The organism is Pantoea sp. Cy-640 (genome assembly GCF_011752635.1).
Classification (GTDB): domain Bacteria; phylum Pseudomonadota; class Gammaproteobacteria; order Enterobacterales; family Enterobacteriaceae; genus Pantoea; species Pantoea dispersa.
Genome location: NZ_VWXB01000001.1, coordinates 814,739 through 826,712, shown reverse-complemented (window position 1 = coordinate 826,712; position 11,974 = coordinate 814,739). Strand labels below are relative to the sequence as shown.

The following is an 11,974-nucleotide window of genomic DNA, read 5'->3' as shown; positions in this document are numbered from 1 at the left end:
CGCGCAGGCGCGAACGGCATGATGTTCTAGCGTAGGGCATACCACTCCTTGTGTTTCAGCGGGTTGAGCGCCGCACCGATAATATCCGACAGTACGCTGACCAGAATCACCAGCCCGCCAACCACCATCACGCCTGCGGAGATCGCCGCGTAATCCTGCTGACGGATGGCGTTAATCAGCCAGCGCCCCAGTCCGGGCCAGTTGAACACCACTTCAGTGATCATCGCCAGCGTCAGCATGGTGGAGAATTGCAGGCCAAGACGCGGGATCACCGGCGGCAATGCGTTGTGCAACACGTGACGGCGAATCACGGTGAAGCGCGACAAGCCGCGCGTTGCCGCTGCCTTGACGTAATTTTTATCCATCACGTCGCTGGTGCTGTTGCGCAGCAGGCGAATCACTTCGGTGGTCGGTGCCACGGCCAGCACGATCACCGGCAGAATCAGGTGCGTCAGCGCACTGACCAGCATTTCGTGCCGCCAAGGTGAAGGGCTAAGCCAGGCGTCAATCAGGGCAAAACCAGTAATGTTCTGCACCGGATAGAGCAGGTCGAAACGACCGGAAACCGGCAGCCAGCCCAGCGTCAGCGAAAACAGCAGGGTAAACAGCAGCGCCAGCCAGAACACCGGCATTGAGAAGCCGAGCAGCGCCAGCGCGCTGATGGCTTTATCCTGCCATTTATTGCGCATCACGCCGGCGCAGATGCCGAGCGGAATACCGACCAGCAGCGCCAGCATAAACGCCAGCACGCACAGTTCCAGCGTGGCGGGAAACACCTCGCGCAGCTGTATATCAATTGCCTGACCGTTGGTGCTGGAGACACCGAAATCAAACTGCAGCAGCCCTTTAAACCAGAACCACCAGGCATCGAACAGCGAGGCGCCTTCCAGCGGCGCGTTAGGCGTGAAATAGCTCAGGCTGAAACTCACCAGCGAGAGTAAGAACAGGGTGATGATCAGCAACAGCAGGCGACGCAACAGATAGATGATCATGCTTACTCCTCGCCGTGCTCATCGCGGTAAACCCCGGCGAACGAGGCGTTACCGAAGGGACTCAACACCAGGCCTTTAATATCGTGCCGGTAAGCCTGCAGGCGCAGCGACGACGCCAGCGGCAGCACCGGCAGCGCCTCCGCCAGCATCTGCTGGGCGCGATCGTAGCTGTCGATACGCGCCGACAACTGCTGCGACAGCAGCGCGCGCTGCAGCGCCTCATCAAACGCCGGCGAACACCAGTGCGCGTAATTGGTCTGCGAACGAATCGCCGCGCAGCTCAGCAACGGGCGGAAGAAACTGTCCGGATCGTTACTGTCGGTGGCCCAGCCGGTCAGGGTTAAATCGTGATTCATGGCCATCAGCTGTGCTTCCTGAAAACGTCCCTCGACCGGCGCGATGGTGACGCGCACGCCCACCTGCGCCAGATCCGCCTGCAACAGCTCGGCGGTTTTGAGCGGGCTGGGGTTCCACGACATCGAGGTGGTCGGCACTACCAGGCGCAGATGCAAATCCTCAATGCCCAGCGCTTTTAATGCCTCACGCGCTTTTGCCGGATTGTATTCCGTCACGCGCGCATCATTATCGTAGGCCCACGAGGCGCGCGGCAGAATCGAGGCTGCGGTTTCCGCCGTGCCGTAATAAATCGACTCCATCAGACGTTCGTTATTGATCGCCAGCGCCAGCGCGTGGCGCACTTCCGGACGGTCGAGCGGCGGTTTGCGGGTGTTAAACGCCAGATAGGCGATGTTCATGCCAGGACGCAGCGTCATGCGCAGGCGCGGATCGTCGCGCAGAATCGACAGCTGGCTGGCGGCCGGGTAGGCCAGTACGTCACACTCACCGGTCAGCAATTTCGACAGACGGCCAGTGCCGCCCACGCCGAGGTCGATCACCACCTGTTGCAGACGCGGCACGCCTTTCCAGTAGTGCGGATTGCGCGCCAGACGCAGATATTGCCCGGTGCGGTACTCACTCAGCTGGAACGGGCCGGTGCCCACCGGCTGGCGATCCAGCTGTTCCTGCTGGCCTGCCGCGCTCAGCTGGCTGGCGTACTCCTGCGACAACACCGGCGCGTAGTGGGTGGCGATATGCCACAGGAACGAGGCGTCCGGGCTGTTGAGGCGGATCTCTACCGTGTCGTTATCCAGCTTCTTCACGCTCTGCACCGAGTCGGCAAACTGCAGGCTGTCGAAGTAGGGATAGCTGCCGCCGTTGACGTTATGCCACGGATGCTGGCGATCGAACATGCGGGCAAAGCTGAAGACCACATCGTCGGCGTTCATTTTGCGCGTCGGCGTAAACCAGTTGGTGTGCTGGAACGAAACATCTTTGCGTAAGTGGAAGCGGTAAGTCGCGCCGTTATCGCGCACTTCCCAGCTCTGCGCCAGATCGGGGATCAGACGATAGGTATAAGGGTCGACGTCGAGCAGGCGGTCATACAACTGTGCCGCCAGCGTATCGACCACCAGCCCGCTGCTGACCATCTGCGGGTTGAAGGTGTTAACCGTGCCGTTCACGCAATAGACAAAGCCGCTGTGGCGGATAGAGTCCGCGGGCGCGGCAAGCACAGAGGCACTCAGGACGCTGAGACCAAGCAGCAGCGCGGGGAATAATTTTGGCATAGAACTCAACGATTCTCGGGCAATAGCGAGAGTGTATCGCAAAGCACGCGCACTCCCCAAATCCGCCGCGTATCTGCGCTTTTTTTACCCAGCGGGCGACGGGGGTAAGCACAACCTTAGTGTGGAAATGAGAAAAGTTCTCAATTAGAGCTTTACAGATGATAATAGGAATGATTATTATTCTTCTGCGCTTCGACGGTGGCTCTACCGAAGAAGAGCACGACATTGCTCACATTGCTTCCAGTATTACGTTGCCCGCACCTCGTGTTGCGGGCTTTTTTTTGCGCCCTCGTCAGCCGCGCATCGTTATGTTCCTTCCGGCAATCCTCATGCGAAATCGGCATCGGTCATTTGTTACGCGCAGGGTAGTCTGGGCTTTTCATCTGCAGAGAAATGATAATGAAAAGAGTGACTTTAACGATGCTGTTACTGGCCAGCGGCAGCGTCGCGGCGCACGGCGTTACCCTGCGCATTGCCGATCAAAAGGGCAACATGCGCGCCGAGCTGGAAGCAGCGCAGCAGCTCAACGATCTCTCCTACCGTATCGAATGGGCGGAATTTCCGGCCGCCGCTCCGCTGGCCGAAGCCCTGAATGCCGGGGCGGTTGATGCCGGTATTATTGGTGATGCGCCGCTGCTGTTCTCGCTGGCCGCGGGTTCGCAGGTTAAAGCGGTGGCCGTCAGCAAATCCACCCCGGCCGGGCTGGCGGTGCTGGTTGCGCCGGACTCACCCATCAAAACGCCGCGGGATCTGCGCGCTAAACGTATCGCCACCGGGCGCGGGTCGATCGGTCATTTTATCGCGCTGAAAGCGCTGGAAAGTGCCGGGCTGAGCGATAAAGCCGTCAGCTGGCGCTTTCTCACGCCTGCCGATGCGCGCATTGCGCTGGCAAGTGGTTCCGTCGATGCGTGGGCAACCTGGGATCCTTACACCGCGCTGGCAGAAGTAACGCATACCGGCCGCGTGCTGATCAACGGCGTGGGGCTCTCCAGCGGCAACAGCTTCCTCGCCGCCACCGATGCGGCACTGAGTGACGCCAGTAAACGTGCGGCGCTGCAGGATTATATTAACCGGCTGGCGGCCGCTGATCGCTGGGCCAATCGCCACGTTGAGGCGTATTCCGCCAGGCTGGCAAAGATCATCGGCTTTCCTCAGGAGGCTGCCGCCAAATCTTTTGCCCGACGTCAGTCACACTGGCAGAGCATTGACGACCACACCGTACAACAGCAGCAGGAAACCGCCGACTTTTATCAAAAGTATGGCCTGATTGCTCAGCCACTCGATGTAAAGCCGACCTTTTATCGCGGTCTGTAGGTGGCACAACAGTAACCCTTTGTGCGCCGGTATTTGGCGAACAGGCGGGATGCGCGTAGCATGGCGGCATCAAATCCGTGGCGGATAACCCAATGTTAATCAAAACCTTTGATGGTCATAATGACCTGTTGCTCAACCTGTGGTTGCATCATCGCGACGATCCGGCCGCTGCCTTCTTTAGTGGTATCGACAAGGGACACCTCGATTTTCCGCGCATGCAGCAGGGCGGCTTTGCCGGTGGATTGTTTGCGCTGTTTGTGCCGCCGCAGCGCTACGTCAGCGAAGTAGCACCTCAGCTGGCCGGTGAAGCGTGGCAGCCGCTGGAGATCCTGTGGCAGCAGCTGGAGATTCTGAAAACGCTGGTTGCCCGTTCTGACGGCCGGGCGCGCCTGTGCCTCAGCACCGCCGATATCGCCGCCTGCCGACGCGACGGCGTACTGGCGATGGTGGCGCACATTGAGGGCGCGGATGGCTTTGACGGCGACGGCGCCGATCTTGCCGCCTTCTGGCAGGCGGGCGTGCGCAGCATCGGTCCGTTCTGGAATCTGGAAAATCGCTTTGGTGCTGGCGTCACTGGCGCGTTTCCCGGTTCGCCGGATAGCGGTCCGGGACTAACCGCCGACGGCGAGCGGTTGATCGCGCTGGCGAATCAGCAGCGCATGATGATCGACGTGTCGCACATGAATGAAAAAGCGTTCTGGGACACAGCCCGGCTCTCATCCGCGCCGCTGGTCGCCAGCCACTCGAATGCGCACGCGCTGTGCGCGCAGCCGCGCAACCTTACCGACGACCAGTTGCGGGCGATTCGCGATAGCGGTGGCGTGGTCGGCATTAATTTCGGCAACGCCTTTCTGCGCGCCGACGGTAAGCGCGACGATGATGGCGGCTTGATCGAAATTGTTAAACACTGTGAGCATCTGATGACTATTATGGGAAGCGATCACGTCGCGCTGGGGTCGGATTTTGACGGCATCAGCGTGCCCGCAGAGCTTAAAGATGTCACCGGTTTGCCGCGGCTGTATGCGCTGATGCGCAGTCTCAACTATGATCAGGCATTGCTCGAACAACTTGCCTGGGGCAACTGGCAGCGGGTATTGCACCAAATCTGGCAGGCGTAAGTGTATTTCCTTACGCAATCAGGGTTGATCTGCTCGCTACATTGGCGCAACATCGCCCCGCGTTATCCATTGCTGGCGGAAGCCTTGTTTCTGCCGCAATGTTTTTAGCAGAGCCTGCTCTGCGTTTTAAGACTATGAGGAAGAATATTATGTGGAAAAAACCTGAGTTTGTTGACCTGCGTCTGGGCCTGGAAGTAACGCTGTACATCTCCAACCGCTAAGACGTCCTGCCCGCCGTTCGTGCGGGCATTTTCTTTTCCTGCTTCGGTCCTTCACATGTTTATTAAAGTCCTCGGTTCGGCGGCTGGCGGTGGCTTTCCGCAGTGGAACTGTAACTGCGCCAACTGCAGCGGGCTGCGTAACGGCACGCTCCAGGCGCAGGCGCGCACCCAATCCTCAATCATTGTCAGCGATAACGGTACCGACTGGGTGTTGTGCAACGCTTCGCCGGACATCAGCCAGCAAATCGCCCGGACACCGGAACTGGTGAAACACGGCGTGCTGCGCGGAACCGCGATTGGCAGCATTATTTTGACCGACAGCCAGATCGATCACACTACCGGTCTGCTGAGCCTGCGTGAGGGCTGCCCGCATCAGGTCTGGTGTACGCCGGAAGTGCATGCCGACCTCACCAGCGGCTTCCCGATTTTTACCATGCTGCAGCACTGGAACGGCGGCCTGCAGCATCGCGCGCTCACGCCGCTTGAGCCGTTTCGCGTTGACGTCTGCGCCAGCCTGCAATTCACCGCCATTCCGATTCTCAGCAATGCGCCACCGTATTCGCCGTATCGCGATCGTCCGCTGCCGGGACATAACGTGGCGCTGTTTATCGAAAACACCGCCAGCGGGCAGACGCTGCTGTATGCGCCAGGCCTCGGCGAACCGGATGCGGTGATTATGCCGTGGCTGCAAAAAGCCGACTGCCTGCTGATCGACGGCACCGTGTGGCAGGATGATGAGCTGCTGACCACCGGCGTCGGCAAAAATACCGGCAAAGCCATGGGCCATCTGGCGCTGGCGGAAGAGCAGGGGCTGATGGCGCTGCTGGCCGCGCTGCCGGCCAGACGCAAAATTCTGATTCACATTAACAACACCAATCCGATTCTCAACGAGCATTCGCCGCAGCGCCAGTTCCTGACGCAGCAGGGCATTGAAGTGAGCTGGGACGGCATGGCGATTCATTTGCAGGAGTCCGCATCGTGATCATTACCGAGGCGTTGTCACCCGAAGCCTTTGAACAGGCGCTGCGTGCCAAAGGCGCGTATTACCATATTCATCATCCTTACCACATCGCGATGCACAACGGTGCCGCGACGCGCGAGCAGATTCAGGGCTGGGTGGCGAACCGTTTTTACTATCAGACCAATATTCCGCTGAAAGATGCGGCGATTATGGCCAACTGTCCGGATCCGGCAACGCGCCGTAAATGGGTACAGCGTATCCTCGATCACGACGGTCGTAACGGTGAGGAAGGCGGCATTGAAGCCTGGCTGCAGCTGGGAGAAGCGGTTGGTCTCGATCGCAAAGTCTTGCTGTCAGAGAAGCTGGTGTTGCCGGGCGTACGGTTTGCCGTTGATGCCTATGTCAACTTTGCGCGTCGCTCCAACTGGCAGGAAGCGGCGTGCAGCTCACTCACCGAGCTGTTTGCCCCGCAGATTCATCAGTCGCGCCTCGACAGCTGGCCACAGCACTATCCGTGGATCAAAGAGGAAGGCTATTTCTACTTCCGCAGCCGCCTGAGCCAGGCGAACCGCGATGTGGAACACGGCCTGGCGCTGGCGCTGGAAGTCTTTACCAGCGCTGAGCAGCAGAACCGTATGCTGGAGATCCTGCAGTTTAAACTCGACATTCTCTGGACCATGCTGGATGCCATGACCATGGCATACGCACTGCAGCGTCCGCCGTACCACACGGTGACCGATCAGGTCGCCTGGCACAGTACAAGACTGGTGTAATCACATGAAAGAAACTCTGATTCCGGCGTTTCGCCGCGGCTATCGTCTGCAGTGGGAAGCCGCGCAGCACAGCCACGTGGTGCTTTACCCGGAAGGGATGGCGAAGCTGAATGAAACCGCTGCCGCCATTCTGGAACTGGTGACCGGCAAGCAGGATGTGGCGGCCATTATCGCCACGCTCAATGCGCGTTTTCCGGAGGCGGGCGGCGTCGATGATGACGTCAAAGACTTCCTGCAATCGGCCATTGAACAGAAGTGGATCCAGTGTCGTGAACCCGAATAAACCTGGCGTGAATGCGCCGCTGTGGCTGCTGGCGGAGCTGACTTATCGCTGCCCGCTGCAGTGTCCTTACTGCTCGAACCCGCTGGATTTTTCGCAGCAGGAACAGGAGCTGAGCACCGAACAGTGGATTGAGGTGTTCCGCCAGGCACGCGCCATGGGCAGCGTGCAGCTGGGCTTTTCCGGTGGTGAACCGCTGACGCGCAAAGATCTGCCGGAGCTGATTCGCGCCGCGCGCGATCTGGGTTTTTACACCAACCTGATCACCTCCGGCATTGGCCTGACGGAGAAAAAGCTCGACGCCTTCGCCGACGCCGGGCTGGATCACATCCAGATCAGTTTCCAGGCGAGTGATGAAACGCTGAACGCCGCGCTGGCCGGTTCGCAGAAGGCGTTTCAGCAGAAGCTGGCGATGGCAAAAGCGGTGAAAAAGCACGGCTACCCGATGGTGCTGAACTTCGTGCTGCACCGCCATAACATCGACCAGATCGATAAAATCATCGATCTGTGTATCGAGCTGGAGGCGGATGATGTTGAGCTGGCCACCTGTCAGTTCTACGGCTGGGCGCATCTTAACCGTCAGGGATTACTGCCAACACGCGAGCAGATTGCCCGCGCCGAAGCGGTGGTTGCGCGCTACCGTGAGCGCATGGGCAGCAGCGGTAATCTCACCAATCTGCTGTTCGTCACGCCGGATTACTACGAAGAGCGGCCCAAACCCTGTATGGGCGGTTGGGGATCGATATTTCTCAGCGTGACGCCGGAAGGTACGGCGTTACCCTGTCACAGCGCGCGCCAGCTGCCGGTGCAGTTTCCTTCCGTGCTGGAGCAGAGCCTGGAGGATATCTGGTACAACTCGTTTGGCTTCAATCGCTATCGCGGCTTCGACTGGATGCCGGAACCGTGCCGCTCATGCGATGAGAAAGAGAAAGATTTCGGCGGTTGCCGCTGCCAGGCATACATGCTGACCGGCGATGCCGACAACACCGACCCGGTGTGCAGCAAGTCGCCGCATCATGGAAAAATTCTTGAGGCACGCCGCGAAGCCAGCTGCAGCGATATCAAAATCGCCCAGCTGCAGTTCCGCAACCGCAGCAATTCTGAGCTGATTTTCAAACAGCGGGTCACCTGATGTGCGAACGCAGCCTGACGCTGGCTAACGGTCTGCGCTGTCATCTGTCGCACCAGCCCGACGCGCGGGAAAGCGCGGCGCTGGTGCACGTCGGCGCGGGCAGCCTGCACGAACCCGATCGCTGGCCCGGCCTGGCGCATCTGCTGGAACATCTATTGTTTTGCGGCAGCGCGGGCTTTACCGGTGATGAGCGCCTGATGCCGTGGCTGCAGCAACAGGGTGGTCAGGTGAATGCCACCACGCAACTCAGCCGCAGTGCCTGGTTCTTCCAGCTGCCGGCGCAGGCGCTGGCGGCGGGCGTGGCAAGGCTGGCGGATATGCTGGCTGCGCCACTGCTGACCGGTACGGCGATTACGCAGGAAGCGGCGGTCATTGAGGCAGAATTTCAGCTGCTGCGGCATCATGCCGAAACGCTGAGTGAAGCAGCGCTGCTCGACGCGGCCGGTGGCGCACTGCGCCGCTTTCGCGTCGGGAGTGCAGCGTGTTTTGGTGACAACGTAACGGAACTGCAGCAGGCGCTGCGGCTGTTTCATCAGCAGCATTTCGTCGCCGCCAACCAGCAGCTGTGGCTGAGTGGACCGCAATCGCTGGATGAATTACAGCAGCTGGCTGAGGCGTTTGCTGTTCGCCAGTCAGGCGGTGCGGCGCACTCCTTATTGCCAGCCATTTCCGCGCCGGAGCCAGTTGAAACGCTCATCCAGCTTGCCGATGAAGAGTCATTCTGGCTTAGCCTGTTTATCAGCGGTGAAGAAAACGCTTTGCGTGACAATGTCACATTACTGGAGGCTTTCTGGCAGGATGAAGCCCCTGGCAGCCTGATGGCGCAGCTGCGCAGCGAGCAACTGTGCGCATCGCTGCAGTGTGAATGGCTGTGGCAGAGCGCCGATCATAGCTGGCTGGCGTTGCGCTTCAGTGCGCCAGCGCTGTCAGCGTCGGCGGCAAGACGCATTGAACAGCTCTTCTGGCAGCATTTGCGTGCGGTGCGCGCCGCCACGCCAGCGCAGCATCGTCATTATTTGCAACTGGCACAGCAGGATTTCGCTGCGCTGTCGCCGCTGACGCAGCTGCGTGGACGGGCGCTGGGATCGGCGCCGGCAGCTGACGTTCCCGCAGATTTCACCGGTTTCATCGCCGCGCTGCCACAGGCCTCGTGCACGCGGCTGCTGACGCAGCGACAGCTGTCCGCCGCGCCTTATACCACGCAGGGATTCTGCCTGCAGCGCGCGCCATGGCCACAGACCGCGGCTGGCCCGGTTGCGCCGGTTAACTGGTCATTTTATTCGTGCGCTGACGTCCTGCATTTGCCGGAACTCCCGGCAAATTGCGCGCCGTTGCTGCGCGCAAATCCGGTGCAGCCGCGGGAAACGCTGCTGGTGCGCCCGGCGTTTTATCACACCCTGAGTGACGAGGCGGCGCTAAGCTGGCAGCTGCAGCTGCGCCCACGGCTGGCCGCACTGCGCCATGCCGGTGGCAGCGGACGCTGGCAACAGCAGCAGGGCGTCTGGCAACTGGTGATTGATCTGCCTGACGATGCAATGCCTGCGCTGCAACAGCTGCCTGGCGTGCTGGCGGCGCTGAATGCGCCGGTGCTGCCGCAACCGCACCGTGCTGCACAAAGTATTGTGATTCGTCAGTTGCTGGAAGCGCTACCGCAGCAGCTGCTGGCCCCGGCTGCGCATCCTGCATGGCAGGCCGCCTGGTGCGGCCACAGCGAAAGCGTCAGTCAGCACGTCGCGCACGGGCTGAGCGAGGTGGTGCAGACGCAGCCTGCGCCGGCGCGCGCGGCTGCGCTACAGCACGGCGTCAGCGCGCTGCGCTGTGCGGCGAACGATCAGGCCTTGTTGCTGTTTATTCCGCTGCCCGCTGCCGATGATGCCAGCCTCGCGGCGCTGCGTGCGCTGGCGCTGATGTTTGAACCACGCTTCTTTCAGCGGCTGCGCGTTGAGCAACAGATTGGCTACGTGGTGTCAGCGCGCTACCAGCGCGTGGCGGATGTGGATGGACTGCAGCTGGCGCTGCAATCACCGTCCATTGGCTGGCGCACGTTGCTGCAACACTGCAAAGCGTTTTTGCGCGATATGGTGAGTGAACTCGCCGCCATCAACGATGAAACGCTGCAGAGCTGGCAGGCGACGCTACTGGCGCAGTGCCAGCCACACCAGAACGCCGACGCCGCCAGTGAGGCACTGCGAAAACAGCAGGGACTGCCGGTGCTTACGCCAGAAGCGGTCGCCGCGCTCACGTTACCCCAGCTGCAGCGGCTGCATCAACGCCTGCTGCGCGAACGCCGCCGCTGGCGCTTGCTGATTAATCACAGCTGAAAAGCAAAATGTTTGCCGTTTGGCAGTTTAACATCGATACGAAGTTCCCCACCAAGCGCGGCGACGTAGCGTTTTAGCGTTGACAGGCGCGGATCGTTTTCCGGATTTTCCATCTTTGCCAGCGTTGGTTGTGATACACCGATGGTGCGCGCCAGCTCAGTTTGCGAAAGGTTTAGCTCTTCACGCAATTGGCTCAGGGCTATTTCCTGACGCAGCTTTTCCACCTTTTCAGCGATGCGCTGCTGACTTTCAGGTGATTGTTTTGCCAGTAGTTGCTTGTAGGTCCCCATTATCCCTCCATATGCACTAAATGCTTGCGGTATTCCGCTTCAGCCAGGCGAATCATAGTGCGGTAAAATTGTTTCTGCTGACAGCCAGCCTTATTTCCTGCGCAAAGTACAATCGCACGGCGCACTGGATCGAAGGCGAAAAAGGCTCTGACAGGCATGCCTGCATGCTGCACACGCAGTTCTTTAAGATTGGGAAACTGACACCCCTTTAAGGTATCAACGTAGGGACGACCGGGTTTTGGTCCCATCTCTGCCAGGATTTGCATCACTGCTAACACGTCCTCACGTAAACCTTCATTTTGCGCAAGAAACCAGTCATCAAAAACATCCGTTGTTAATATTTCCCACATAGCGCTATCCCATAGCTTTTTTGCTATAAATGAGTTTATAGCCTTTAGGCTATGACCACAAGGGTGGAGGGGTTAATTAACGTGAATAATTTCTCCCTCTCTGCAGTCAGCCTGCTCCCGCTGGCATAAAGACAAAAGTTTACACAGCAGGGATTGGTGTTTCTGCTGCTTTTGCATAAACTGGCCGCACTTTTCTCTGAGGCTGTGGCATGACGATATCGCCCCAACGCGCAAAATGGATTCTGGCACTGGTTTGTCTGGTGCTGGCGTTTTGTCTCGTCCAGCGCAGCTTCAATCTCCCGACTCAGCCTGTCGTTAGCATTACTGCTCACAGCGCCGACGTTGATGACGGTGCCAGCAGTGATAAACCCTGTGCGCTGGGCGCTAAGTCACTCAGCGGCAGCGCGCCGCTGCTTGATACCGCGCTGCCGTTCCTCGTACTGCTGCTGGCATTGATCGCCACGCTCTTCCAGACCTCGTCTGCTACCGTCTGGCGGCGTGAACCGCTGTTTGTGCCGCTGCGACGGCGCCATCTCACGCTCTGCGTCTTCCGGGAATAACACTACGCGATCCACCGCGTAAACCCTGTTATTCACT

Annotated in this window: 13 protein-coding genes; 9 read left to right on the top strand and 4 right to left on the bottom strand. The window is 59.5% G+C overall.

Annotation, left to right across the window (positions count from 1 at the left end; all coding sequences use genetic code 11):
- Positions 1-26: 26 nt before the first annotated feature.
- Both sapB and sapA read right to left on the bottom strand, forming a co-directional pair.
- Positions 27-992: a putrescine export ABC transporter permease SapB gene (sapB, locus tag F3J36_RS04140; protein WP_021505968.1), complete on the bottom strand. Its 966-nt coding sequence runs from the start codon at positions 990-992 to the stop codon at positions 27-29.
- 2 nt (positions 993-994) lie between these two features.
- Positions 995-2,617 carry an ABC transporter substrate-binding protein SapA gene (sapA, locus tag F3J36_RS04135; RefSeq protein WP_166718988.1) on the bottom strand — a complete coding sequence of 541 codons (1,623 nt, stop codon included), beginning with the start codon at positions 2,615-2,617 and terminating at the stop codon, positions 995-997.
- Between the two features lie 399 nt (positions 2,618-3,016).
- Between sapA and F3J36_RS04130 the strand changes: the two genes are divergently transcribed.
- The 8 genes from F3J36_RS04130 to pqqF all read left to right on the top strand — a co-directional run bounded on the left by F3J36_RS04130 (position 3,017) and on the right by pqqF (position 10,737).
- Complete coding sequence (locus F3J36_RS04130) at positions 3,017-3,931, top strand: ABC transporter substrate-binding protein (protein WP_166718987.1); 915 nt, start codon at positions 3,017-3,019, stop codon at positions 3,929-3,931.
- A gap of 98 nt (positions 3,932-4,029) precedes the next feature.
- Positions 4,030-5,049, top strand: a complete 1,020-nt coding sequence (locus F3J36_RS04125) for a dipeptidase (RefSeq protein ID WP_371741994.1) — start codon at positions 4,030-4,032, stop codon at positions 5,047-5,049.
- Between the two features lie 149 nt (positions 5,050-5,198).
- Positions 5,199-5,270, top strand: a complete 72-nt coding sequence (gene pqqA / locus F3J36_RS04120; protein WP_010617686.1) for a pyrroloquinoline quinone precursor peptide PqqA — start codon at positions 5,199-5,201, stop codon at positions 5,268-5,270.
- A 55-nt stretch (positions 5,271-5,325) separates the two neighbouring features.
- Positions 5,326-6,252: a pyrroloquinoline quinone biosynthesis protein PqqB gene (gene pqqB, locus F3J36_RS04115; RefSeq protein WP_021505973.1), complete on the top strand. Its 927-nt coding sequence runs from the start codon at positions 5,326-5,328 to the stop codon at positions 6,250-6,252.
- Entirely contained in the window at positions 6,249-7,004 is a 756-nt protein-coding gene (gene pqqC / locus F3J36_RS04110) for a pyrroloquinoline-quinone synthase PqqC (RefSeq protein ID WP_166718985.1), read from the top strand. The genes pqqB and pqqC overlap by 4 nt, the downstream gene beginning before the upstream one ends.
- 4 nt (positions 7,005-7,008) lie before the next feature.
- Positions 7,009-7,287 (top strand): pyrroloquinoline quinone biosynthesis peptide chaperone PqqD, encoded by a 279-nt coding sequence (pqqD, locus tag F3J36_RS04105; RefSeq protein ID WP_166718984.1) that lies wholly within the window; start codon positions 7,009-7,011, stop codon positions 7,285-7,287.
- Positions 7,274-8,416, top strand: a complete 1,143-nt coding sequence (gene pqqE, locus F3J36_RS04100; RefSeq protein WP_058758602.1) for a pyrroloquinoline quinone biosynthesis protein PqqE — start codon at positions 7,274-7,276, stop codon at positions 8,414-8,416. The genes pqqD and pqqE overlap by 14 nt, the downstream gene beginning before the upstream one ends.
- Positions 8,416-10,737 (top strand): pyrroloquinoline quinone biosynthesis protein PqqF, encoded by a 2,322-nt coding sequence (pqqF, locus tag F3J36_RS04095; RefSeq protein ID WP_166718983.1) that lies wholly within the window; start codon positions 8,416-8,418, stop codon positions 10,735-10,737. The genes pqqE and pqqF overlap by 1 nt, the downstream gene beginning before the upstream one ends.
- Here the strand turns inward: pqqF and F3J36_RS04090 are convergent.
- Positions 10,728-11,027, bottom strand: coding sequence for a helix-turn-helix domain-containing protein (locus tag F3J36_RS04090; RefSeq protein WP_021505978.1), 300 nt, complete (start codon positions 11,025-11,027; stop codon positions 10,728-10,730). The two genes, pqqF and F3J36_RS04090, sit on opposite strands and share 10 nt — an antisense overlap.
- Positions 11,027-11,377 (bottom strand): type II toxin-antitoxin system RelE/ParE family toxin, encoded by a 351-nt coding sequence (locus F3J36_RS04085; RefSeq protein WP_088517162.1) that lies wholly within the window; start codon positions 11,375-11,377, stop codon positions 11,027-11,029. The genes F3J36_RS04090 and F3J36_RS04085 overlap by 1 nt, the downstream gene beginning before the upstream one ends.
- A gap of 209 nt (positions 11,378-11,586) precedes the next feature.
- Here F3J36_RS04085 and F3J36_RS04080 point away from each other — a divergent pair, with 209 nt between their 5' ends.
- Positions 11,587-11,937, top strand: a complete 351-nt coding sequence (locus tag F3J36_RS04080) for a hypothetical protein (protein ID WP_166718982.1) — start codon at positions 11,587-11,589, stop codon at positions 11,935-11,937.
- Positions 11,938-11,974 lie beyond the last annotated feature (37 nt).